Here is a 24,973-nt window from a genome sequence, read left to right on the forward strand (position 1 = left end):
CCCCCCCCCCCCCCCCCCCCCCCCCCCCCCCCCCCCCCCCCCCCCCCCCCCCCCCCCCCCCCCCCCCCCCCCCCCCCCCCCCCCATGATACTTACCGACAGAGAGATTCAAATCGCAATCAGCACAGAGGCGATACGAATAGAGCCCGTCCCCGATCTATCATATTACAGCTCAACCAGTCTTGACCTTACGCTCGGTGACCTACTTACCGTTTTTAAAGACCCAAAGATAGGCTTAGGTATTTGCATCGACCCTTCGGAGAAGGGCTATAATCACGAAGAGGTGATGGTCGAAACAACCAGCCCGATCAAGATTGATCCCGAAGCTGGCTACGAATTTAAACCTGGCCAGATGGTCCTAGCTTGGACTCGTGAGGTTGTTGAGCTGAAAATTCATTCTCGGATTGCAGCGAGAGTGGAAGGAAAGAGTTCGCTGGCCAGATTGGGGATCGGCATCCACCTGACAGCCCCGACCATACATGCTGGCTTCGCCGGTCAGATTAGACTTGAGATGGTGAATCACAACAAGCTTCCGGTGCGGTTGCGCATTGGAATGAAGATTTGCCAGTTGATTTTTGAGCAGACGCTTGGCACCCCCACAAAGGGCTACGAAGGCCGGTTTGCCGGCCAAAAGGCTGACGCGAAAAAAGGATAACCCAAGGTACTTTCGAAAACTTGGAAGCGGTCATACCTTGCGCACGGAGGGACCGGGGATGGTAATCAAATGTCGCCGCAATGGCGCTTATTCTGGAGTCGGCTCCGGGTCTGTTGACGGCGTTGTAAGGGGCTATCAGGGCGGCACGGTTGATATCGCCTTTTCGACAGGCGGCCTCTATCGAGGTACGACGTGGCGTGTGGAAATTTCCCAAATGTCATTTGAAGACGTAGCTAAGGCTATGGTCCTCGCAAATCCAGCTTATGCGATACGAGCCTTCGGTGCCGCGCTCGCATCATTCGACAGCGCTACCCAGCCGTAGGGGAATGGCCAATCAAACCTTATCCCACATGGCGGCGATGAACTGACAAGCGTTCTCCATGTTGCCGATCATCGCCTTGGTGTTCTTCGGCGCCTTGTGAATTTCCCCGGTCTGCACGTCTACCGACCAACAAAGATCGAATAAGGGCTGCCGATTGCCCGCAAGGTTCGCACCAACTTGCATCAGTACAAGGGTGGCAACAAAGCGTCCCATCTGGTCCCGCTTCGATTTTGCCTTATCTGTTTCGTCCTCGTCCGGCTTCGTGAGACGAAAAAGCGCAGCGCCAATGCACTCAACGCCTTTCACTGGACAGTGAATGAGAACATCGCAATTTACCGAAACGCCCACACCACCAATAGCCAGCATTGGTTGTTTCGGCGGAGACGGAACGAAATCGAATCCCTTTAGCAAATTCACCATTTTGCCGAAGGATTCCATAACGTCCAACGACTTGGATGCGTCCTCCCGACTCCATGCAGACAATGAGGCATCGGAGGCCTTCTGTTCAAAAGAGCCGAAGGCCGCAGCCAAAATCTGCTTCCCCTTGATAGGGTCACACATAGAAGCGGCAATAGCCGCTCTCACGTCAGAGTATCGAAGGGCTACCGCGCCTCTCTTCTCTTTCGCGCGCTTAATAATTCCCATTCGGCCCGTGTCGCCACTCACCATAAATCGCGCTAATTCATTTGCTGAGATGCGAGGCTCGGCATGATATTTTATATGGGAGCTTGCCATGGACGATGACTTCTTCGTTGCGACTCGAATCGATGAACATAGGAGTCTGTGCATCTCATCTATATCAAAGAAGACGTACCTAGAAGTCGGCGCCGAGTTTTTCCCCAGCGACCGTGGATACTTCATTTGCGAATACGACGATCGACAACCATCTGCTGGATTGTCTGTGCTTGCCAAAGTCGCGTCATTGGAAGCCGCCTACCGACTTGTGGACCTTTGGCAATCGATTACTCAACCTGCTCGTGAGACAGTGACCGGTCACTAAGATTTCTTTGGCTTGTCTTCTTTCGTCGGCGTGGCCTTCACCACCTTCTTCAAGACGCGGTCAAAGGCTTCCTCGAAGGCGGCGGCTTCATCGTGGAAGTAGGGACGGGGCGGACATGACTTATTCTCGGAACGGGGCTCTAACGTTCCCAAAAAATACCCCTGCGGAATAGGTCTGTTAAATATATAATCGCCCGGGAGATGGAAGAACGCTGCAGCTATTCGCTTGGCCGGTCCGCCGGATAGGGCGTCTTGACCAGGATCGCCATGCCGATGCCCAGGAACAGCACGATCACCGCCATGCCGAGCCGCGCCGAGCCGCTGGCCAGGGTGACCGACGCGACCATGAACGGCGCCAGGAAACCGGTCGCCCGCCCGGCCAGCGCATAAATGCCGAAATAGCGGCCGGATTCTGCCGCCGTGACGCTGCGCGCCATATAGGATCGCGACGACGCCTGCACCGGCCCGAAAGCCACGCCGATCAACAGGCCGAAGAAGATGTAGGCCTTTTCCGCTGCCGTGCCGAACAGGCCGCCGCTGTCCGGTCCAGGCATCATCCAGAGGCCGAACAACGTATAGCCCGGCCCAGTCGAGACGATGCCGATCGTGGCGATGCTGAGCAGGACCAGCGAGATCATGACGATGGTTTTTGAGCCAAGCGCCGTGTCGAGACGGGCTGCGACCAGGCAGCCGAAGATGGCGACGACGTTGAGAATGATGCCGAAAATACCGATCTCGGTGATCGACCAGTGGAACATCGCAGCGGCGAAAGTGCCGCCCAACGCCAGCAACGCGTTGACGCCGTCCTGATAGATCATGCGGGCGACCAGGAAGCGGAAGATACCGCTGCGCTTACGCACCTCGCCCAATGTCACTTTCAGCTCCGCCAACCCCTCTCGGACAGCCGGACCGATCGGCAGGCCCTTGATGGCGTCGGGGGTGAAAAAGAACATCGGCAGGATGAACAGGAAGTACCAGCCGGCTGACAAAGGCCCGGTTGCGCGCGCGTCCTCGCCGAGCTTCGGGTCGAGCCCGAACAGCGGGTCGATGCCGATGATCGTCTTGCCGGTCTCCGGCGAACCGGCCAGGCAGGCGACGACGAAGATCAGCGCGATCATGCCGCCGAGATAGCCAAGGCCCCAGGCCATGTTGGAGATCCTGCCGATCTCGCTCTTCGGCACCAGGCGCGGCATCATCGAGTCGTTGAACACCGTCGAAAACTCCGCCGCGACCGACGCCAGGGAGAAGAAGAACACGACCAGGAAAAGGTTCGAACCGGGGGCCGCGAACCAAAGCAGGCAAAGGCAGGTGATCTTGACCGCGGCAAAGAATGCGATCCAAGGCTTGCGCGGTCCGGTCTGGTCGGCGATCGAGCCGAGGATGGGCGACAGCACTGCAATGACAAGGCCGGCCGCGGCAATGCCGTAGCCCCAGGCCGCTTGCCCGGTTTCCGGATCGCTCGCCATCCGCGACACGAAATAAGGCCCGAAGATGAAGGTGGTGACGACGGTGAAGAACGGCTGCGCCGCCCAGTCGAACAACATCCATCCCCAGATGCCGCGCCCGGACGCACGCTGCACTGTCTCTACCGTCATGATGATCCCCCGGCACCGGTTCCGTGTCGGGCGCCATGTCTGCATGTTTCATGCGCTCATGCAATGAACGAAGCTTGGTGCCGTCCCTTGCCCCTGCCCGGGGTTCATTGTTGGAAAACCCAGCAATTGGCTTTCGTCCGCGGCGCGGGCCAAGCCCTTATTTTTTCTCGTGAGGGAAGTCGGACCGAAGGTCCGGCACCGTCCTCCACCCCCTGCTTCGCAGCGATTGCCGCCGTCGCGAATTTCTTGATTATTAAGTTGACTCTTTTTATCCGGTTTGACTAATTGCGCTCGCGTAGGGCCGGAAAGTCACCGGTCGAACGGCTCGATATTGGTCTGACAGGAATAAGAGATGACGATTGGTCGACAGGCATTGTTGCGCACTCAGGCAAGGCGATTGATTGCGAGCAGTGCCTTGATAGCGGCATCTTTTGGAGCGATGGGGGCCGGCCGGGCCCAGGAGGTTTCGCCGGACGATGCAACTCAACTGGAAACGATCGTCGTTACCGGCAAGTCGGACCGCGTTGTCGGGCCCGATCAAACGATCGTCGCCGAGGATACGGCGACCGGCACCAAGACCGATACGCCCATCGTCGACGTTCCCGCCTCGGTTTCAGTTGTAACCCAGAAGGAACTGGAGGCACGCCATGTCGAAAGCCTCCAGCAGGCCGTGGCCTACACATCCAGCGTCCTCACCGACGAGTTCGGCAACGATGACCGATACGACTATATTCGTATCCGCGGTTTCGACCAGACATCGCTCGGTACTTATCGCGATGGCCTCACGGCGCGCATCCCCGCTTGGTTCACGGCCAGCCGTCTCGAGCCTTACGGACTTCAGCGCGTGGAGGTCCTGAAGGGATCGACATCGACGCTTTTTGGTCTCAACGGCCCTGGCGGACTGGTCAATGCCATCACCAAGCGGCCGCTGGACCAGAAGCAGGGGGAGATTTACACGTCCTATGGCGACGGTACCAAGGAGGTTGGCGTTGATTTTGGCGGACCGATCGACCCCGATGGCGTGTGGACCTATCGGCTCACCGGGCTGGCCAAGGATGGCGATCAAGGATGGGACTATTCCAACGACGATCGGCTTTACATCGCGCCCGCGTTGACTATCAAGCCCGAGGAAGGAACGTCGCTCACCATCCTGACTGACTATTACAAGCGAGACGGGACAGGAGCACGCGGCACCCCGGCTGGCGGCAATATCGACGTCGGCACATTCCTGGGCGAGCCGGATTTCAACCGCTTCAACACGGAGCAGGTCGATATCGGCTACCAGTTCGAGCACGAGTTCAACGAGAACCTCACCTTCCGCTCCAATGCCCGCTACACGCATTTGAGCCTCGACTACGCCGAGGTCTACGGCGCGTCGCTTGACCCCACGGCGGATCGCACGGCATTTTCCGTCGATGGCGTGTCCAACCGCTATGCCTTCGACAATCAGTTGCAATACGATACGGGCTGGCACGGGATCGACAGCAAGACGCTTGTCGGCGTCGACTACGCCAATGACAACACCCGCGAAAACATCCTCTTCGGTACCGCCGGTCCCATCGACATCAACAATCCGACCTATTGCGGTCTGTCCTGCATCAATCTCGGCCCCTACGTGAACTGGCGGGTCAAGCAACAGGCGGTCGGTGTCTATGCCCAGGAGCAATTGACGTTTGACGACCGCTGGATCGTCACCCTGGGCGGGCGCTGGGACCGCGTGCATACGACGGCGGACTATCTCGACTCGGGAACGCAGGACGACGACACGGCATCCGCCTTCACCAAGCGCGCCGGCCTGACCTACAAATTCACCCCGAATCTCGCGGTCTACGCCAACTATTCGGAAAGCTTCCAGCCGCTCGTGGCGCCAAGCGCCAACGGATATGCGGTCTCGGGTTCGCTGAAGCCTCAAGAGGGCAAGCAGTATGAGGCAGGCATCAAGTACAAGCCCGACGGCTTCGACGGCCTGTTCACGGCCGCGGTCTTCGACCTTACCCAAACCAATGTTCCAACCTATGTCACGCCTGTTGTCCAGCAGCAGATCGGCAAGGTCGGCGTCCGCGGCATCGAACTCGAGGGCAAGGCTGCCATCGCGGAAAACCTGAACCTGACGCTTGCCTATTCCTACTGGGATGCCGAGATCCTGGAAGACGGCATTGGCGGTAATGCCGGCAATCGGCCGCAGCGTGTTCCTCGCCACCTGGCGTCGGCCTGGGTTGATTATACGCTTCCCGAGGAAGGACGGCGTGGCGACCTGACCATCGGCGGTGGCGTGCGCTATATCGGGCAAACCTACGGGGATGACGCGAACACGACTTCGATTGGCGGCTACGCACTGGTGGATGCGGCGATCAGCTACAAGATGACCAAGGACGTGACGTTGGCCCTGAACGCAACGAACCTGTTCGACCGGAAGTATTTGACAACCAGCTATTACGGAACCGAATTTTACGGCGACCGGCTGAAAATCGTCGGCACGCTCAAACATTCCTGGTGAGCTTTTTGAACGCAGGTTTCGAAGCGGATGGCATTCGAAAAGAGCCACACGCATCCGGTGATGCGTGTGGTGATCGTCGGCGGTTCACATCCCCGTCAGATCGCTCATCAGCCCCGACGCCACCGACAGCCGCGACACGGTGATGTCGCCGCCCTCGGTCAGTGCCTGCAGCCGCTCGCGGATGCGCGCCACCCGCTCGCCGCCGGCGTCCAGCCAGGCAACCACCGGATCGGCCGTCTTGGCGTGGCCGGTGAGTGCCGCCACCGCGATGCCGCGCCGTGCCGCGCCGATCGTGTCGGTGGCGCGCGACAGCGCCAGTTGATCATAGTAGTCCGAAGGCGTGATCGAGCGTGCGGCGTCCTCGACACGCGGGATGCGGAAGGCATCGCTGACGGCGAAGAACGCCTTGGCCGCGGCGACGATATCGGCGCCGGCGGTGCGCGCCGTCAGCGCGATGTCGGGGATAAGTTCCGCCACCTCGCTGAGCGCCAGTTGCCCGGCCAGCCCTTCCGGCGCGCCGCTCTTGAACAGCCCGTGCCGCTTCTCCTCGATGCGCTCGCGCGAGAAAGCCGGCAGCAGCGAAACAAGCTTGGGTTCCAGCGCCTTGCGTGCGTCCTGCAGCGCGGCGATGCGCTGGCCAAGCGGTGCCGTGCCGGCATCGTTCTTCAGATACCAGCCGCTGGTCACGTAGATCAGCCGGCTAACCATCTGATAGAGATCGAGCTGCACCTGGCCGTCGATCTGGTTGTCGAGCGCGTCGATCTCGCGATAGAGCCCCGGCAGCGCAAAACCGTCGCGCACCACGGCGAAAGTGCGCACGACATCGGCGGCGGTGCGCCCCGTGGCTTCCTGCAGCCGGTTGACGAAGGATGGGCCGCCGCGATTGACCAGATCGTTGGCGACGACGCGCGTGATGATCTCGCGGCGCAGCCGGTGGCCATGGATCTCAGTGGCGTATTTCTTCGCCATCCGGTCCGGGAAGTAGCCCATCAGGTCGCGATCGAAATGCGCGTCATCAGGCACGTCGCTGGCGACGATGTCGGAAAACAGCACGATCTTGGCATAGGCGAGCAGCACGCCAAGTTCGGCCCTGGTCAGCGGTTCGCCACGTGCTTCGCGCTCGGCGAGCGCTGACGGCGACGGCAGCGTCTCCACAGCGCGGTCGAGCAGGCCACGCGCCTCCAGCGCCGTCATGAAACGGCTCTGATGCGCGATGTCGGCGAGGCCGCGCTTGCGGGCGATCGAAAGCGCCAGCGTCTGCTGGTAGTTGTTGGACAGCACCAGCGAGCCGACCTCGTCGGTCATCTCGGCCAGCAGCTTGTTGCGTGCCGGGCGCGTCAACGACCCCTTGCGCATGGCGGACGCCAGCGCGATCTTGATGTTGACCTCGACGTCGGAACAGTTGACGCCGCCCGAATTGTCGATGGCGTCGGAATTGCAGCGGCCGCCATTTAGGCCGAACTCGATGCGCGCCCGCTGCGTGACGCCGAGATTGGCGCCCTCGCCGATCACTTTGGCGCGCACGTCGAGCGCGGTGATGCGAATGGCATCGTTGGCGCGATCGCCGACTTCGGCATTGGTTTCGGTCGATGCCCGCAAATACGTGCCGATGCCGCCGAACCACAGGAGATCGACAGGGGCCTTGAGGATGGCGGTCATGATCTCGACCGGCGTGGCAATGGTCTTGGTCAGGCCGATCGCCGCCGCCGCCGCCGCCGGCAAGGTGATCGATTTCTGGTTGCGCGAGACGATGATGCCGCCTTCCGACAGTTTCGTCTTGTCATAGTCCTGCCAGCTCGAACGCGGCAGCGCGAACATGCGCTCGCGCTCGGCCATCGAGGCTGCCATATCGGGATCGGGGTCGATGAAGATGTCGCGATGGTCGAAGGCGGCGATCAGCCGGGTTTTCGGCGACAAAAGCATGCCGTTGCCGAACACGTCGCCCGACATGTCGCCGACCCCGACGACGGTGAAGGACGAGGTCTGGATATCGCGGTTGATCTCGCGGAAATGCCGCTTGACCGCTTCCCAGGCGCCCTTGGCGGTGATGCCCATCTTCTTGTGGTCGTAGCCGGCCGAGCCGCCGCTGGCGAAGGCGTCGTCGAGCCAGAAGCCGTGCTTCTCCGAGATCGCGTTGGCGGTGTCGGAGAAGGTCGCCGTGCCCTTGTCGGCGGCAACGACGAAATACGGATCGTCCGGGTCGCGTCTGATGACGCCGGCCGGCGGGATGACACCGTCGAGGCCGATATTGTCGGTGATCGACAGCAGGCTGGAGACGAAGTTCTTGTAGGCCGAGGTGCCGGCCGCAAAGATGGCGTCGCGGCCGGCGCTCATCGGCAGCTTCTTGGGATAGAAGCCGCCCTTGGCGCCGACCGGCACGATGACGGCATTCTTGACCTGCTGTGCCTTGACCAGGCCAAGCACCTCGGTGCGATAGTCCTGGGCGCGGTCCGACCAGCGCAGACCGCCGCGCGCCACCGGACCGAAGCGCAGATGCAGACCTTCGACCTCGGAACCGTAGACGAAGATCTCCCGCCACGGTCGCGGCGCCGGCAAGCCCTCGACCGCGTGCGAATCGAGCTTGATCGCCAGCGACTGGCCCTTTTCTTTCGTATCGGCAACGAAATGATTGGTGCGCAGCGAGGCTTCGATCAGATTGAGATAGCGCCGAATGATGGTGTCGTCGTCGATGTTGGGAACGTCTTCCAGCGCATCCTTGATCTTGGCCTTGAGGTGCTTTGCCGCCACCACGCCTTCTGTCTCGGCCGTTGGGCCAAGCCGGGCGATGAACAGCGCATGCAGGCCGCGCGCGATGTCGGGATAGCGGTTGAGCGCAGCGGCGATGAAATCCTGGCTTTGCGGAATGCCCACCTGTTGCAGATAGCGGCCATAGGCGCGCAGGATGGTGATCTCGCCAGACCACAGGCCGGCGGTCTGGGCGAGGCCGTTATAGCCGTCATTGTCGACGTCGCCGCGCCAGACGGAGAGGAATGCGTCCTCGAACAGCGCGCCGCCATCGGTCAGGTCGATCGGCTTGCCGTAGCTGTTCTCCAGTTCCATGTCATGAATGAAGACCAAGCTGGACTGGTCATCGCCGACCTCGAAGGTGCGTTCGCTGATGACGCGGAAGCCGATGTTTTCCAGCACCGGCACCCGGCGCGACAGCGCCACGGGACTGCCGTGGTGATAGATCTTCAGCGCCGCCTGGTGCGGCTTCTGCTCGGCGTGGCGATAATAGTCGATGGCGATCGGATTATCGGCGCTGATTTTGGCAATGCGCCGAGCATCGGCCAGCGCCACCGCCGCGCTAAACGAATCGCGGTAGCTTTCCGGCAGCCGCGCGGCGATCGCCTTCAAAGCCTGGTCGCCGCCACTGGCCTCGGCCGCATCGGAAAGGGCGTCCTCCCAGGTACGCACGATGTCGCGGATCGCCGCCTCAATCGTCGCTTGTTCGACCTTCGGCGTCTTGCCGCCGGAGCGGCCGATGATGAAGTGCACGCGCGCCAGCCCGCCCTCGGGGAAGGCCGGGTAATAGGCCGACAGCCGGCCTTCGAATACGGTTTTCAGATACGAGCCGATCTTCTCGCGCACGACGCTGTCGTAACGGTCGCGCGGCACGAAGACGAGGATCGAGACGAAACGGTCGAACTGGTCGGCGCGTACCAGCGCCCGCACGCGCGGCCGCTCGACCAGGCCAAGAATGGCTGCGGCGTGCTTCCTCAGCACCGGCACCGGCACCTGGAACAATTCGTCGCGCGGATAGCTTTCCAGAACATTGATCAGCGCCTTGCCGGAGTGATCGTGCCGGTCGAAGCCGGACTTGGCGATGATGGTTTCGGCCTTGGACCTGAGATACGGGATCTTCATCACCGAGCGCGTGTAGGCGGTCGAGGTGAACAGGCCGACGATGCGCAATTCGCCCGCGAGTGTGCCCTTGGCGGTGTAGGTCTTGACGCCGATATAGTCGAGATAGATGCGGCGGTGCACGGAAGACTTGGCATTGGCCTTGGTGACGATCAAGGGCTCCGGCCCATGCAGGAAGGCGCGGATCTCCGGCGTCGTCGTCACCGCTTCGGTGCCGCGCCTGAGCACCAGCACGTCGGGGTCGGACAGGATGCCGAGGCCAGGCTTTTCAGCGCGCTCCAGCGTGCCGCTTTCCTCGCCGCCGGTGTATTTGAACTCGCGCATGCCAAGGAAGGTGAAATTGTCGTCGCGCAGCCACTCCAGGAAGGCGAGGGCCTCGGCAACGCTCTTCTTGTCGAGCGGCACGGCCGTATAGCGGAATTCCGAGATCGCCTGATCGAGGCGGGCCAGCATCGGCCTCCAGTCGTGAACGGCGGCATGAACCTGGCCAAGGATCTTGCGCAGCCGCTCGCTCAATCCGCTCGCCTGCTCGGATGTCAGCCGCGGGATGTGGACATGGATGACGCTCAGCCGGTCGTGGCTGCCATCGTCCTTGGCGAAATTGCCGTCGCCGAGGATTTCTTCCACGCCGCCCTTGCCGTGGCGCACCACGATAACCGGATGAGTGACCAGGGTCGGTTCGCCCGATGTCTCGGTGATCTCGCCGAGGATGGAATCGAACAGGAACGGCATGTTGTCGTTGACGACTGTGACAACCGTCATCGGGCGGCCGTCTCGCACAACGCCCGAATCGGCATCGACGGCGACGACGCACTCGCCTTTCCTGTGAGTGGCGACTGCCTGGCCGGCGAGATCGGCGGCACGTTCCAGGTCGGCCACATCGTAGGGAGCAATGTCTTCAGCCGGCGCGCGGGCGAGCAGATAGTCCGCAAGCCTGGCTGGCATTTCCTCCGCTCTAATCGCTGCCGTGGCTTTTTTCTTCGGCTTGCTCGCGGATTTCACGCTGGCCATGACGCAATTCCCTCCCGTCAATGCTTTTACGACTATGGTAGCAGATGACCGCTGTTTGGCGACAAAGGTTTGACGGCTTGCCAAGAATTATCGGAATTTGGCGACAAGATGCCGCGCAACGAGGAGAAATGACCCATGACCGGCAAAATCACCGCGCTTGACCTTGGCCAGGCAGAGCTGAGCGACGCGACAAAAGCCTATTTCGCCAAATGCGAGGAGAAGCTCGGCCTCGTCCCCAACGTGCTCAAGGCCTACGCCTTCGACGACAAGAAGCTGCGCGCTTTCACCGACATGTACAACGATTTGATGCTGGGTGATTCCGGCCTCTCGAAGCTGGAGCGCGAGATGATCGCGGTCGTCGTCTCCTCGATCAATCATTGCTACTATTGCCTGACCGCGCATGGCGCGGCGGTACGTCAGCTGTCCGGCGACCCGGCGCTCGGCGAAATGATGGTGATGAATTCCCGCGCCGCCGATCTTTCGCCCAAGCAGACCGCAATGCTCGAATTCGCCGTCAAGCTGACGGAAGAACCGGCTAAGATCGTCGAGGCCGATCGGGCCACCCTTCGCAAGGCCGGCTTCACCGACCGTGACATCTGGGACATCGCCTCGACATCAGCCTTCTTCAACATGTCGAACCGGGTGGCTGCGGCAATCGATATGCGGCCGAACGACGAATACCACGCCATGGCACGGTGAGGCGCGGCAGCTGGGCCAGGTCGAGCGTTATATTAGCAGTTTCGCATTCTCGTTGCTTGTTTGCCGGTTTGGTCCGATGATCGGCAGGCGGCATGACCGCATGCCGGTTCGATGCCGCTCACCAAGGGAGGAGAACATGGCGAAGTATCTCTACGTCTATCATGGCTCGGGCAAGATGCCGACCGACGAGGCCGAGCGGAAAGCCGCAATGGACGCCTGGAACGGCTGGTACGGCAAGCTCGGCTCGGCCGTGGTCGACGGCGGCAATCCGGTCGGCATGTCGAAGATGGTGCTGCCCGGCGGCAAGGTCGAGAACAATGGCGGCAGCAATCCGACCGCGGGCTACACGATCGTCGAAGCGAAAGACATCGACGAAGCCGTCGCCAAGGCCAAGGATTGCCCGATCCTGATGGATCCGGGTTTCAGCGTCGAAATCGCGCCGATCATTGAAATGATGTGACGGGTTAGGACCGCGCCGCGATCGCGGCCGCCGCGCCGGCCATCGTCGTCGCGCTGACACGGTTGGCGATCTTCATGGCGCGCTTGCTTTTCAAAAGCTTGCGCGCCTGTGATGCAGCGAGCACCCAGGCGAGATCGATGGCGACCAGCACCACGGCCATGGTCGCCGTCAGCTCGACCCAGCCGACAATGCTGACCGAAGCGACGTCGATGATGGTCGGCAGCAGCGCCAGGTAGAACATCATGATCTTGGGATTGCCGAGCGTCACCGCCATGCCGGCAAAGAACAGCTTTGCCGGAGAATCCTCGCGCGGCATCTCGCCCTCTTTCGCGTCGACAGGGGCGGTCCACATCTTCCAGGCGAGATAAGCGAGATAGGCAACGCCGACCCATTTCACCACGACGAAGGCGAAATGGAAGGTCTGCGCCACGACAGCCAGGCCGAACACCGCCAGCGACAGCCAGATGCCCTCGCCGATCCACATGGCGAGCAGGAACGGGAACACGTCGCGAAATCCTTTCGAGATGACGCGGGCGACAAGCGCCGCGATCGATGGCCCGGGCGAGCCCGCGGCAACGAACAGAGCGGCGGCGAAGATGAGCAGCGAGGTGAGGTGCATAACCGGGTCTCTGGTTGAAAACCTTCGATTTCGGATATTAGCGCAAGTGGCTCGGCTGCGGTAGCACCGACAAAAGACCCTTGTCGGTCCAGCATCTCGCGGCTAGAAAGGCCGCCGCGAAACAATTTCGAGCTTCACTTTGCCTACGTAACCGCCGGTCTCGCCAACTCCCCCGACACAAGCATGACACCGCGTTCGCGGTGTCTGTTTTCGTTTTCCATGTGTTCTTCTGGGCGGCGGTTCGAGACCGGTTTGGCACTGCTGAACCGCGTCGCGCGGCTTTTGCCCGTGACACCCGATTTCCAAAAACCGCAGCTTCTCGCCACGCCGTGCCCGCATGGGCATCTCGACATCGCCGGCCTGATGAACTTCCCGACGGGAAGGGCTTATCGGCATGTCTGGACCACTGCGTATCCATTGGACGATCGCACCCAAAACCCCACCTCGGCCGCTCATCAACTGCAATCGCTGCGGCACTGTGAAGGCCTATTGCAGCAGCGGGAAATTCCGCGTCAACGCCAATGGCAAACGCATCGACGTGTGGCTGATCTATCGCTGCATCGACTGCGACAACTCCTGGAATTTCGGCATTTTCGAGCGCTGCAACCGCCGCGACATCGACCCGGCGCTGCTGGCGGCACTCGAAAGCAACGATCCTGCACTCGCTCATCGTCATGCCTTCGATGTAATCGCGTTGCGCAACCGGATCGGGCGCGTCGAGGAGTTCTCCGATGTCAGCGTTCACAAGCGCAGGCTCGGCGACACCAGGGAAGCCGCGACCGTGTTGGAAATCCAGCTTGGGCTCGAAATGCCGACATCGCTGCGACTCGACCGGCTGCTCGCCGGCGAACTTGGCATCTCGCGATCACGGCTTCAGGCACTGGAGGAGAAGCGGCTGCTCATCGTTGACCCGGATGGAGCAAAGGCCCTGCGCAAGCCGGCCCGCGCGGGAATCGCGATCCGCATCGATCTGGCCGGCGAGACCGATCGGCAGGCCATCATCGCGGCTGCCGGTGAGTGAACGAAGAAGGGGCGGAACACTGGTTGCTCCGCCCCTCTCGATTGTTGGAAAATGTAGAGAGCTTACGCCGCGCCGACCGCCTTGGCCGACTTCTCGAAGCGCTTGCGCTCGTTCGGATCGAGATAGAGCTTGCGCAGACGGATCGTCTTCGGCGTCACCTCGACCAGCTCGTCGTCCTGGATCCAGGCCAGAGCCTTCTCCAGCGTCATGCGGATCGGCGGGGTCAGCTTGACCGCTTCGTCCTTGCCGGCGGCACGGATGTTGGTCAGCTTCTTGCCCTTGAGCACGTTCACTTCAAGATCATTGTCGCGGCTATGGATGCCGATGATCATGCCCTGATACACCTTGACGCCCGGATCGATGACCATCGGGCCGCGATCTTCCAGGTTCCACATGGCGTAGGCGACCGATTCGCCCTGTTCGTTGGAAATCAGCACGCCATTGGTGCGGCCCGGCAGCTCGCCCTTGTAGGGCTCATAGGCATGGAAAAGCCGGTTCATCACGGCGGTGCCGCGTGTGTCGGTCAACAGCTCCGACTGGTAGCCGATCAGGCCACGGGTCGGCGCGTGGAAGACGATGCGCTGACGGTTACCGCCGGATGGGCGCAGTTCGACCATCTCGGCCTTGCGCTCGGACATCTTCTGCACGACGACGCCGGCATGCTCCTCATCGACGTCGATGACGACTTCTTCGACCGGCTCCAGCAATTCGCCGTTCTCGCCCTTCTGCATGACGACGCGCGGACGCGACACGGCGATTTCAAAGCCCTCGCGGCGCATCGTCTCGATCAGCACGGCCAGCTGCAATTCGCCGCGGCCGGAGACGAAGAACGAATCCTTGTCGGGCGATTCCTCGATCTTCAGCGCGACATTGCCTTCGGCTTCGCGCAGCAGGCGGTCGCGGATGACGCGGCTGGTCACCTTGTCGCCTTCGGTGCCGGCCAGCGGACTGTCGTTGACCAGGAACGACATGGTCACGGTCGGCGGATCGATCGGCTGCGCATGCAGCGGTTCGCTCACGCTCAGGTCGCAGAACGTGTCGGCGACGGTGCCCTTCGACAGGCCGGCAATGGCGACGATGTCGCCCGCCTGCGCTTCTTCGATCGGCTGGCGCTCAAGGCCGCGGAAGGCCAGTATCTTCGAAATACGGCCGGTTTCGATCTGGGTGCCGTCATGGTGCAGCACCTTGACCGGCTGGTTGGCCTTCAGCGTGCCGCTCTCGATGCGGCCGGTGATGATGCGGCCGAGGAACGGATTGGCTTCCAGGATGGTACCGATCATGCGGAACGGGCCGGGATGAACGGTCGGCTCCGGCACATGCTTGATGACGAGGTCGAACAGCGGCGCCAGCTGCTGGTCTTTCGGTCCTTCCGGATTTTCCGAAACCCAGCCATCGCGGCCTGAACCGTACAGAATCGGGAAGTCGAGCTGCTCGTCGGTGGCGTCGAGCGCGGCGAAAAGGTCGAACACCTCGTTGACCACCTCGACATGACGGGCGTCCGGACGGTCGATCTTGTTGATGACGACGATCGGCTTCAGGCCGACCTTGAGCGCCTTGCCGACGACGAACTTGGTCTGCGGCATCGGCCCTTCGGCGGCATCGACCAGCACGATGGCTGAGTCCACCATCGACAGGATGCGTTCGACCTCGCCGCCAAAATCGGCGTGGCCGGGGGTGTCGACGATGTTGATGCGGGTATCCTTCCAGTCGACCGAAGTCGCCTTGGCCAGGATGGTGATGCCGCGTTCCTTTTCGAGGTCGTTGGAATCCATGGCGCGCTCGGCGACGCGCTGATTATCTCGGAAGGAGCCGGACTGCTTCAAAAGCTGGTCGACCAGGGTGGTCTTTCCATGGTCGACGTGCGCGATGATCGCGATATTACGGATTTTCATGTTCTGGTCTCGGAAGCGTTGCAGGCAGCAGGCCAAAGGCGCTGCCTCTTTCGGTTGCGCGGCTCATACAGGGTTTTTCGCAGTTGCGAAAGAGGAGGCGCGTCACCAAATACTCATCAAATCTTAAGCATCTGCGTGTGAGATGATTTTGTTAACCAAGGCGGGAACCCTTCGGGGCCCAGACAGTTCGAACGTCATGACCGATAAACTCAACCGATTTTGGCCGCTCATCGCGTCCGTTGCCTTCGCCGTCCTGCTGGCCGCCAACGCCGCGCAGTCGGCGGCGACGATGAAGGAATCACGGCCTGCCTTGCCGTCGGAGGCACAGTCGGCCGAGCAGATTTTCGCCGACGCACCAGACGGCGTCGACCCGATGGTGACCGGCCCGGTCAGCGCCGCTTTCAAGCAGCGGCAGGACACCGCCAACTGCGACAGCGCCATCTGGCCGAATATCCCCATGGTCTGCTACCCGGACTAGTCGGCGCTTCCCGCCCCGTCTTGCCAGCTTCGCTTTGCGAAGCCGCCGCGCCGACCCTCCCCACAAGGGGGAGGGGAAAGCGCGCTTATGCCGAGCGGACCGGGTCGAGCGTCACCTTGTAGAGTTCGTTGTCGTCGCGATCCATCAGCCGCACCGTCATCTGCTCGCTGGCGCCTGAGATATCGACCAGCCCGAAGAATTGCAGACCGGCCGAGGGCGGCAGGTTCTGTCCCTGTTCGGCGGTCGGCGCCTTGATGAACTTCAGCTCCGGACCGAACGTCATGTCGAAATCGTTGGGACCGAACGTGCCGGCATGGATCGGACCTGAGACGAATTCCCAGAACGGATTGAACTCCTGGAACTGCGCCTTGTCCGGGTTGTAATAATGCGCGGCCGTGTAATGCACGTCGGCGGTGAGCCAGACGGTGTTGCTGATGCCGGCATTCTTTATGAAGCGCAGCAGGTCGGCGATCTCGAGCTCGCGCCCTTTTGGCAAGCCATTGTCGCCATTGCTGACCGCCTCGGCGCCGACCTTCTTGGCGCCGTCGTCCCACACGATGAGGCCGAGCGGCATGTCGGCGGCGATGATTTTCCAGGTCGCCTTCGAATTCGCCAGTTCGCGCTTCAGCCATTTCGTCTGCTGTTCGCCGAGCATGCGCGATTGCGGCGTCATCTCATCCTGCATGTCGGGACCATTGGGGCCGCGATAGGAGCGCATGTCGAGGAAGAACACGTCGAGCAGCGGCCCATAAGCGATCTTGCGATAGACGCGGCCGGGCTCGGAAGGTTCGTAGCGGATCGTCGTCATCTCGTGGAAAGCCCGCGCCGCGCGGGCCGCCAGCACGTGGATGGATTTTTCCGTGTAGCGGTTGTCGGCGCTGAGATCCTTGGAATCCGACCAGTTGTTCAGCACTTCATGGTCGTCCCACTGGTAGAAAGTCGGGCAGATGGCGCTCAGGCCGAGCACGTTCCTGTCCATCATGTTGTATTTCCACTGGTCCCGGTATTCATCCAGCGTCTCGGCGACTTTGCGCTTGCCGTCGATCAGCACGACGTTCTTCCACTTGCCGCCGCCGGGCAGGTCGACCTCGTCCTTCATGGCGCCGTCGGCATAGATGGTGTCGCCCGAATGCAGGAAGAAGTCGGGCGTGTGCTTGCCGATCGTGGCGTAAGTCTTCATGCCGGTCTCGTCGATGCCCCAGCCCTGGCCGGCGGTGTCGCCGGACCAGGCAAAGCGGATGTCGCGCTTCGAGGCTGGCGCCGTCCTGAAACGGCCGGTGATCGGCTCCGAAACGGCGTTGATGTCGGCGAGATCGGCCGATGTCATGCGGTAGAAGATATCCTGATCGGAAGCGAGGTCGGTGAGCAGCCGCTTGACCGTGTAATCGCTGGCCGGCGACGTATCGAGCGGCGCCAGGCGTGTCGCATTGGCGAAATTCTCCGTTGACGACACTTCGAACATGACGCGCGACGGGCGATCGGTGCGCGTCCACACCATGCCGCTGGTTGCGTCGACATCGCCGGACTGGACGCCATGGGTGAAGGAAGGCCGCTGATTGGCGCGCGAATAGTAGGGCAGCGCCAGGCTGGAAACGCCGGCCAGGCCAACGGCGCCGGCGGAAGTGACGAAAGCGCGGCGGGTCATCGAAAGCTTGTTCACGGCTGTCTCCTGGATGGCTTGAACGGTGCCACCAAAATCCAGCGTCAATGTTTCAGGGACATCTCGAAATGATGAAGTTTTTCTGACGATCAACAGGGTGATCTCCCCCTCGAGGGGGAGATGGCCGGCAGGCCAGAGGGGGTCGGTCCGACCGGGCTCGGCCCTTTGTCGCAGACGCAGGAAGTCGGCGTTCCACGTGAGACGACCCCCTCTGTCGCCTTCGGCGACATCTCCCCCTTGAGGGCAGGGCTATCGCATATGGAATTCCTGAGATGTCTGCCCGGCACGGACCCCCACCCCTAACCCCTCCCCAAAAGGGGGAGGGAGACTTCCGTTGGCGCTGACCCAGGAGAATCGCCTGTCTTTTCGGCGCCAACAAGAATTAAAGGCACGCGGCAGCGTTCCCTCCCCCTTGTGGGGAGGGTTAGGGTGGGGTTCTTCTTCGCAAAAATCCATATGCGATAGCCCTGCCCGCAAGGGGGGAGATCGACAGCCCTACGCCGCCTGCGGCTCCGGCTCGAAGGCCGGCTTGCTGGTGTTGATCAGCAGCGAGATACAGGCGGCGGCAATCGCAGTCATGCCGGCGATCAGGAACGCCAGTTCGTAATTGCCCTGCAACTCGCGCATGGTGCCGCCGAAGGCGGCGGCTGTCGCCGCACCGATCTGGTGTCCGGCGACGATCCAGCCGAACACGATCGGCCCGCTGCGGTCGCCGAACGCCTCGTTGGCGAGCCGCAGCGTCGGCGGCACGGTGGCGATCCAGTCGAGACCATAGAGCACAGCGAAGATGATCAAGCTGGTCGCCGAGAAGCCGGAATAGGGCAGATAGATCAGCGACAGGCCACGAATGCCATAATAGACGCCGAGCAGCTTACGCGGATCGAAGCGGTCGGTGAGCCAGCCCGACAACGTCGTGCCGATCAGGTCGAAAATGCCCATCATCGACAGCAGACCGGCGGCCTGCACTTCGCCGATGCCCATGTCGCCGCAGAACGCGATAAGATGCGTGCCGACCAGCCCGTTGGTGGTGAAGCCGCAGACGAAGAAGGTGGCGAACAGATACCAGAACACCCGCGTGCCGGCGGCACGGCGCAGCGTCGAGAACGTATGCGCAAGAAAATTGCCCTGTGACGCAGGCGGAGTGGGCGGCACGTCGTCAGCCTCGGCGCCGTAGCGCACCATGCCGATCGATGCCGGCCGCTCCGGCACCAGCAGCCAGACCAGCGGTATCAGGGCAGCGGTCGCGATCGCGACCGCGATGACAACCGGCTGCCAGCCGCCCGACTGCGCCAGAGCGGCGATCAGCGGCAGGAACACCAGCATGCCCGAGGCGCTGGAAGCCGACATCAATCCCATGACAAGGCCGCGATTGGTCTTGAACCAGCGGTTGACGATGGTCGCGCCGAGCACGCTGGCGACAGCGCCGGAACCAATGCCCGAGAACACGCCCCAAGTGATGAACAAATGCCACGGCTTGGTCATCAGCAAGCTGAGCGCCGTGGAGCCCGACATCACCACCAGCGAGGCCAGCAATGTGCGGCGCAGCCCGATGCGCTCCATCAGGGCCGCGGCAAATGGCCCCGTCAGGCCGTAAAGCAGGATGCCGACACCTGCGGCCAGCGAGATGATGTCGCGCCGCCAGCCGAAACTGGTCTCCAGCGGCAGCATCATGACAGAGGGAGCGGACCGCAGACCGGCCGCGACCAGCAGGCTAAGGAAGATGACGCCGACCACGACGAAAGCGTAGCGCTGGCCAAATGGGCGGGATTGAGCTATCATGTTACTGACCGGTACGTTGCAGGTGGAGTATGTATACGTACCGATCGGTAACATTGTCAATCGAGCCACACGATGCCAACGGACAAAAATATTGATCTGACCATCAGCGACGGTCATGCGTCGGCGCCGCCGAAAGCAGCCAAGAAGATCCTCGATGTGGCCTATGACCTGTTCTACCGGCGCGGCATCAGGGCGATAGGCGTCGACGAGATCGTCAAACGTGCCGGCGTCACCAAGCCCAGCCTCTATCGCAGCTTTCCGTCCAAGGATGAACTGGCCGCCTCCTATCTCAGGCAGTACGATCTTGAATATTGGGAGCGTTTCGACGAGGCGGTCGCCGCTCATCCCGGCGAGCCGCGCGCACAGATCAAGGCTTTTCTGACCCGCATCGGCAAGCGCACGCAAGTGGCGGATTATCGCGGCTGCGGCATGACCAATGCGGCGGTCGAATATCCCGACCACAGCCATCCGGCCCGCGTGGTCAGCGAGGCCAACAAGCAGGAACTGCGCCGCCGGCTGCGCGCCATGGCGGCCGCGATGGGCGCGCAAGACCCTGACACGCTCGGCGACGGCCTGCTGCTGCTGATCGAGGGCGCCTATATCAGCGGCCAGCTGTTCGGGCTCGGCGGCCCGGCCCAGGCGGTTGCCCGCAATGCCGACCTGCTGATTGAAGCGAGCTTGAAGAAATAGCGTTTGACGCTACGCTGCAGCGGCTTGCAACGGAGATTGACCGCCATGCGTGCCATTCTGATCCCGCTTGTTCTGGTCGGTCTCGGTCAGGCGGCGCAAGCCGACGGCATTTCCAGCGCCTACACCGATCTGGATTCGAAAACGGACTGCGTGACCTACGCGCAGGCAGAAGAAGGCGACGGCGACTGGGCCGAACTTGCCTGTTCGGGCTATCGCGGCTATCCCGTACTGATCGCCTATGACGACGCGCGTGAATCGCTGTTCTACGGCTTTCCGCCCGGCGGCGACATGACGACGGTCTGGGAAAGCTTTTCCGGCTTCAATTCGTCCGGAGCCAAGATCGAATGGCGCATCGAAACCAAGGGCGACACGGCAGTGCCCTATGCCGCCATCCATCGCCGCTCGATCAGCAATCCCGAGGACGAGAAAAAGCCGACCGAGGTGCTGCTCGTCGCCAAGGTCGGCCAGATGGACGCCCGCGACGGCTGCACCGTCGGCCTGGTGCTGGCCACGGGCAATCCCACCGCCAACGATCAGGCGCGCAAGCTTGCCGACGGCAAGGCACGGACCTTCGCCTGTGGCAAGGACAGGCGCACTGTCATCGGCAACGTGCCGGCTTTCGGCCGGGTGGATAACTAGATCAGTTGCTTAGCACGGAACTTCTGCCACATGCAGGTCGCACACGTTGGGATTGACCGAACGCCTTTGACTTCGTCATCCACGGCGCAGCAAGGAGCGTAGCGACGCAGCGCAGACCCGAGGGTCCATGCCGCGACATCAACACCGCCGCAGCGGCGCAGAATTTTGTCCCGCCGCTCACGTCACCGAGCGTCACGGCATGGATACCAGGGTCTCCGCGACGCCGCTTCGCGGCTGCTCCGCCCTGGTATGACGAAGTCGCGGGGCCTCGCGAGGCCTAGGCCCTGCGAGGTTGATGCTCCGCAGAGCCTAAGCCCAGCTACTTGCTCGCCTTGGCCCGCTCGATCGCGTCGACGATCATCTTCTTGGCATATTTGGAATCGTGCCAGCCTTCGATCTTGACCCATTTGCCGGGCTCGAGATCCTTGTAGTGCTCGAAGAAGTGCTGCACCTGCTGGCGCGTGATGTCGGGCAGCTGGGTGTATTCGGTAACGTTCTCGTAGCGCAGCGTCAGTTTCGGCGACGGCACGGCGATGATCTTCTCATCCTGGCCGGCATTGTCTTCCATGATCAGCACGCCGATAGGCCTGACGTTGATGACGCAGCCCGGCACCAGGGCGCGCGTGTTGCAGACCAGCACGTCGATCGGATCGCCGTCGCCCGACAGCGTGTGCGGCACGAAGCCGTAATTGCCGGGGTAGCGCATCGAGGTGTGCAGGAAGCGGTCGACGAACAGCGTGCCGGCTTCCTTGTCCATCTCATACTTGATCGGCTCGCCGCCGATCGGCACCTCGATGATGACGTTGACGTCCTCAGGCGGGTTCTTTCCGCTGGCTATGGCTTCGATGCGCATGGCTTAAATCCCTCTCTCGATGGACGATCGATAGCGGGCGGCGCGCCATGGTGCAATGCGGCGAATGGTGCTGGGTGCGATCGGAAGAGGCGGGCGGCCGAAAAGCCGGGCTGTCATTCCCAGACGAAAGCGACCTTCTTGAGCGCCTTCTGCTCGAATATCTCGACGCCTTCCGCAACGTCGCGGCCGCCGGCGCCGGCATAGAAGGCAAGCGCGTTCTGGTTGTCCTCCAGCGCCCACACCACCATGCCTTTCAACCCGTGATCGGCCAGACGCGCCCTGGCTGCCGCGAACAGGCGGCTGCCGAGCCCGATGCCCTGATATTCCGGGCGCAGGTACAATTCGTAGATTTCGCCTTGCTGGCGCAATTCGCGGGCGCGGTTCTTGCCGATCGTCGCATAGCCGGCGATCTTGCCGCCGATCTCGACGACCAGGACGGTGGCGGCGCGGCGAATCGCATTCGCCCACCAGTCGGCGCCTCGACGGTTGATCATCGATGTCAGGGTGCGGTGCGGAATGATGCCGGAATAGGCGCCGCGCCAGGCCTCCAGATGCACCTCGGCGATGGCACTGGCATCGCGCGGGTCGGCTTTCCGGATGTCGATCGTCAGCGTATTCATGATTTGTTAACCATAAACCCGCATCGCCCGATTGCAAGAGTCCCGGCGGCCCGCCGGCTGCTTTCTCACAGGCGGTCACCACCTAAGACAGGGCCCTCGAAGCTTCACTGGAAGGACTCAGATTTCGACCAAATGGTCGTCGAGTTCGTTGCTGTCGCCCACTGTGACCGGGAAATGCTCGGCCAGCACCGCACCCACCTGCTCGATCGCCTTGACGAAGCCGTCGGCAAGCCGGTCGTCGCCGGCATGCGCGGTAAGGTCGCGCACGACACCGTCCCAGACATGCTGGCCGACCTTGGCGTCGATGCCCGAATCGGCAACCACTTCGGCATAGCGTTCAGCGATCGAGACGAAGACCAGCACGCCGGTGCGCGCCGTGGTGCGGTGGACGTTGCGGGCAAGGAACTGCTTGACCGCGTTGGCGTGCGCCGCCTGGTAGCGCAGCCGCCTCGGCACCAGATGGATGCGCAGGCCGGGCAGCGCCCACAACAAGGCCAGCACGCAGGCAAGCGCCAGGAGCTGGGCGAGTACGAAATGCGGCAGCCGGATCGACAGCCACCAGGCCTCCAGACCGTAGCCGACCGCCAGGCTGACGATCAGCATGCACACGGTCGCCATGAAGGCGGCCGGGAAGAAATAGCCGTCGCTGGCATGGGCCACGACGCAGTAGATCTCGCCGTCGGTTTCCTCCTCGGCGCCGCGGATCGCGGTTGCGATGCGCTCATGATCCTGCGGGCTGATTGGTCGTGTTGCCATGATATGTCTCACCAGCTTCCTGAAGAACCGCCACCACCCGATGAGCCGCCGCCACCGGAAAACCCGCCACCGCCGCTTGACCCAGAAGACCAACCACCACCGGAGCTCCCCGACGACCAGCCGCCCGAAGACGAACCCGTTGTCCAGCCACTGCTGCCCGAGTACCCGCTCGGCCCACGGCGGTAACGAAACGTCATGCCCAGCCATCTGTACACGCCCGGCGACAGCTTCGTGCCGAACATCGGCGGCAGGAACGCCATCGCCAGCCCGCCGAAAAACATCGTCGCCCACAGGATCAGGAACACGGCAACGATCGGATCGATGGACGTGCCGTCATCGGCGGGATTGCGCTTGCCTCGCGCTTCCAGTTCTTCGGGATTGCCCTCCAGGACCATGACCATGTCATCGACGGCTTTGCTGATACCGCCGGAGAAGTCCCCAGCGCGGAAGGCCGGCACCATGTCGTTTTCGATGATCAACTTGGTGTGCAGGTCGGTCAGCGTACCTTCCAGCCCATAACCGACCTCGATGCGCATCTTGCGATCGTTCGGGGCAACCAGCAGGAGCACGCCATTGTTCTCGCCCGCCTGGCCAAGTTTCCAGAAGCGGAACAGGCGGTTGGCGTAGGGCTCGATCTCCTCGCCATCGAGGCTGGGGATCGTCGCGACGACGATCTGGTCGGAACCTTTTGTCTCGAAGTCGGCAAGCTTCCGCGTCAGCTTCGCCTTCGTCGCCGCGTCGATGATGCCGGCATTGTCGACGACACGGCCGGTCAGCGCCGGCAGGTCGGCCGCGTAGGACATGACGCAGGAGAACAGCACGACCGCGGCAATCAGGACAGCCGAGGCGAGGCGGTCGCGTTTCGACAGGCTGATGCTAGGTATCGTCATGCCATCACCAGCTTCCCGACGAGCCGCCGCCGCCGGACGAACCGCCGCCGCCGGAAAAGCCTCCACCGCTGCTTGATCCCGAAGACCAGCCGCCGCCGGAAGTCCCCGACGACCAGCCGCCACTGGAAGATCGCCGGCTTGGCTCGAAGGTCATGCCGAGCCAGCGGTAGCGGCCGGGACCGAGCTTCTGGCCGAAGATCGGCGGCAAGATGGAGACAGCAAGACTGCCGACCATAATGGTTATCCAGATGCCGATGAACACGGTGAAGAACAGGTCGCCGGACTCGAAGGGCGCCTGCTGGTTGCGCTCGCCGCGCGCCTCCAGCTCCTCCGGATTTCCTTCCAGCACCATGATCATGTCGTCTACGGCCTTGCTGATACCGCCGGAGAAGTCGCCGGCGCGGAAGGCCGGCACCATGTCGTTTTCGATGATGAGCTTGGTGTGCAGGTCGGTCAGCGTACCTTCCAGCCCATAACCGACCTCGATGCGCATCTTGCGGTCGTTCGGGGCCACCAGCAGCAGCACGCCGTTGTTTTCCTTCGCCTGGCCGAGCTTCCAGAAGCGGAACAGCCGGTTGGCGTAAGGCTCGATCTCCTCGCCGTCGAGGCTCGGGATCGTCGCGACGACGATCTGGTCGGAGCCTTTTGTCTCGAAGTCGGCGAGCTTCCGCGTCAGCGCCGCCTTGGTCGCGGCATCGAGGATGCCGGCATTGTCGACGACACGGCCGGTCAGGACGGGGAGATCGGCGGCGATGGCGAGTGGCAGGAAGAGGAAGCTGAGAATGACAGCCAAGAATGTCAGGCTGGCGTTTCTTGGCACCCCCCTCTGTCCTGCCGGACATCTCCCCCGCAAGGGGGGAGATTGGCTGTCTTCACTGACGGCTCTTTTCCTGTGATGTTGAAAATTGGCCAATCCGCCAAAGCAGCCGATCTCCCCCCTTGCGGGGGAGATGTCCGGCAGGACAGAGGGGGGTG

At 62.2% G+C, this 24,973-nt stretch carries 20 protein-coding genes; 8 read left to right on the forward strand and 12 right to left on the reverse strand.

Annotation, left to right across the window (positions count from 1 at the left end; translation table 11 throughout):
- The first annotated feature begins 84 nt into the window (after positions 1-84).
- The gene (gene dcd / locus NKI99_RS29045) at positions 85-654 is read left to right on the forward strand and encodes a dCTP deaminase (protein WP_352441030.1); all 570 of its coding nucleotides are present in this window, start codon (positions 85-87) and stop codon (positions 652-654) included.
- A gap of 334 nt (positions 655-988) precedes the next feature.
- On the opposite strand, the gene NKI99_RS29050 is transcribed toward dcd, so the two are convergent.
- The gene (locus tag NKI99_RS29050; protein ID WP_352441031.1) at positions 989-1,711 is read right to left on the reverse strand and encodes a hypothetical protein; all 723 of its coding nucleotides are present in this window, start codon (positions 1,709-1,711) and stop codon (positions 989-991) included.
- Positions 1,712-2,193: 482 nt separating this feature from the next.
- Entirely contained in the window at positions 2,194-3,570 is a 1,377-nt protein-coding gene (locus tag NKI99_RS29055) for an MFS transporter (protein ID WP_352441032.1), read from the reverse strand.
- A gap of 352 nt (positions 3,571-3,922) precedes the next feature.
- Here NKI99_RS29055 and NKI99_RS29060 point away from each other — a divergent pair, with 352 nt between their 5' ends.
- Positions 3,923-6,067 (forward strand): TonB-dependent siderophore receptor, encoded by a 2,145-nt coding sequence (locus tag NKI99_RS29060; RefSeq protein ID WP_352441033.1) that lies wholly within the window; start codon positions 3,923-3,925, stop codon positions 6,065-6,067.
- An 84-nt stretch (positions 6,068-6,151) separates the two neighbouring features.
- On the opposite strand, the gene NKI99_RS29065 is transcribed toward NKI99_RS29060, so the two are convergent.
- Positions 6,152-10,942, reverse strand: a complete 4,791-nt coding sequence (locus tag NKI99_RS29065; RefSeq protein WP_352613025.1) for an NAD-glutamate dehydrogenase — start codon at positions 10,940-10,942, stop codon at positions 6,152-6,154.
- 135 nt (positions 10,943-11,077) lie between these two features.
- On the opposite strand from NKI99_RS29065, the gene NKI99_RS29070 reads away from it, so the two are divergent.
- Both NKI99_RS29070 and NKI99_RS29075 read left to right on the forward strand, forming a co-directional pair.
- On the forward strand, positions 11,078-11,641 hold the full coding sequence (locus tag NKI99_RS29070; protein ID WP_352441035.1) for a peroxidase-related enzyme: 564 nt from the start codon (positions 11,078-11,080) through the stop codon (positions 11,639-11,641).
- A gap of 136 nt (positions 11,642-11,777) precedes the next feature.
- Positions 11,778-12,101, forward strand: coding sequence for a YciI family protein (locus tag NKI99_RS29075; RefSeq protein ID WP_023811729.1), 324 nt, complete (start codon positions 11,778-11,780; stop codon positions 12,099-12,101).
- A 4-nt stretch (positions 12,102-12,105) separates the two neighbouring features.
- Here the strand turns inward: NKI99_RS29075 and NKI99_RS29080 are convergent, their stop codons facing one another.
- The gene (locus tag NKI99_RS29080) at positions 12,106-12,720 is read right to left on the reverse strand and encodes a LysE family translocator (RefSeq protein WP_352613026.1); all 615 of its coding nucleotides are present in this window, start codon (positions 12,718-12,720) and stop codon (positions 12,106-12,108) included.
- A 394-nt stretch (positions 12,721-13,114) separates the two neighbouring features.
- On the opposite strand from NKI99_RS29080, the gene NKI99_RS29085 reads away from it, so the two are divergent.
- Entirely contained in the window at positions 13,115-13,741 is a 627-nt protein-coding gene (locus NKI99_RS29085; protein ID WP_128304080.1) for a DUF1062 domain-containing protein, read from the forward strand.
- A 62-nt stretch (positions 13,742-13,803) separates the two neighbouring features.
- On the opposite strand, the gene typA is transcribed toward NKI99_RS29085, so the two are convergent.
- Positions 13,804-15,633, reverse strand: a complete 1,830-nt coding sequence (typA, locus tag NKI99_RS29090; RefSeq protein WP_352613027.1) for a translational GTPase TypA — start codon at positions 15,631-15,633, stop codon at positions 13,804-13,806.
- 196 nt (positions 15,634-15,829) lie between these two features.
- Between typA and NKI99_RS29095 the strand changes: the two genes are divergently transcribed.
- Positions 15,830-16,111 (forward strand): hypothetical protein, encoded by a 282-nt coding sequence (locus tag NKI99_RS29095; RefSeq protein WP_245486184.1) that lies wholly within the window; start codon positions 15,830-15,832, stop codon positions 16,109-16,111.
- Positions 16,112-16,196: 85 nt separating this feature from the next.
- Here the strand turns inward: NKI99_RS29095 and NKI99_RS29100 are convergent, their stop codons facing one another.
- Entirely contained in the window at positions 16,197-17,756 is a 1,560-nt protein-coding gene (locus NKI99_RS29100) for an alkaline phosphatase D family protein (protein ID WP_502895835.1), read from the reverse strand.
- A 510-nt stretch (positions 17,757-18,266) separates the two neighbouring features.
- The gene (locus NKI99_RS29105; protein WP_352613030.1) at positions 18,267-19,550 is read right to left on the reverse strand and encodes an MFS transporter; all 1,284 of its coding nucleotides are present in this window, start codon (positions 19,548-19,550) and stop codon (positions 18,267-18,269) included.
- A gap of 72 nt (positions 19,551-19,622) precedes the next feature.
- Here NKI99_RS29105 and NKI99_RS29110 point away from each other — a divergent pair, with 72 nt between their 5' ends.
- Together NKI99_RS29110 and NKI99_RS29115 are read left to right on the forward strand one after the other, a co-directional pair.
- Complete coding sequence (locus NKI99_RS29110) at positions 19,623-20,240, forward strand: TetR/AcrR family transcriptional regulator (protein ID WP_023811722.1); 618 nt, start codon at positions 19,623-19,625, stop codon at positions 20,238-20,240.
- Between the two features lie 45 nt (positions 20,241-20,285).
- The gene (locus NKI99_RS29115; protein WP_023811721.1) at positions 20,286-20,879 is read left to right on the forward strand and encodes a hypothetical protein; all 594 of its coding nucleotides are present in this window, start codon (positions 20,286-20,288) and stop codon (positions 20,877-20,879) included.
- A gap of 319 nt (positions 20,880-21,198) precedes the next feature.
- Here the strand turns inward: NKI99_RS29115 and ppa are convergent, their stop codons facing one another.
- The 5 genes from ppa to NKI99_RS29140 all read right to left on the reverse strand — a co-directional run bounded on the left by ppa (position 21,199) and on the right by NKI99_RS29140 (position 24,818).
- Positions 21,199-21,732, reverse strand: a complete 534-nt coding sequence (gene ppa, locus NKI99_RS29120) for an inorganic diphosphatase (RefSeq protein ID WP_013528997.1) — start codon at positions 21,730-21,732, stop codon at positions 21,199-21,201.
- Between the two features lie 113 nt (positions 21,733-21,845).
- Positions 21,846-22,352, reverse strand: coding sequence for a GNAT family N-acetyltransferase (locus NKI99_RS29125; protein WP_056586049.1), 507 nt, complete (start codon positions 22,350-22,352; stop codon positions 21,846-21,848).
- A gap of 117 nt (positions 22,353-22,469) precedes the next feature.
- Entirely contained in the window at positions 22,470-23,108 is a 639-nt protein-coding gene (locus NKI99_RS29130; RefSeq protein ID WP_023811719.1) for a TPM domain-containing protein, read from the reverse strand.
- Positions 23,109-23,116: 8 nt separating this feature from the next.
- Positions 23,117-23,998, reverse strand: a complete 882-nt coding sequence (locus NKI99_RS29135; RefSeq protein ID WP_352613032.1) for a TPM domain-containing protein — start codon at positions 23,996-23,998, stop codon at positions 23,117-23,119.
- 4 nt (positions 23,999-24,002) lie between these two features.
- Positions 24,003-24,818: a TPM domain-containing protein gene (locus NKI99_RS29140; RefSeq protein ID WP_352613034.1), complete on the reverse strand. Its 816-nt coding sequence runs from the start codon at positions 24,816-24,818 to the stop codon at positions 24,003-24,005.
- Positions 24,819-24,973 lie beyond the last annotated feature (155 nt).

Source organism: Mesorhizobium sp. M0239, from assembly GCF_040321815.1.
Lineage (GTDB): Bacteria > Pseudomonadota > Alphaproteobacteria > Rhizobiales > Rhizobiaceae > Mesorhizobium.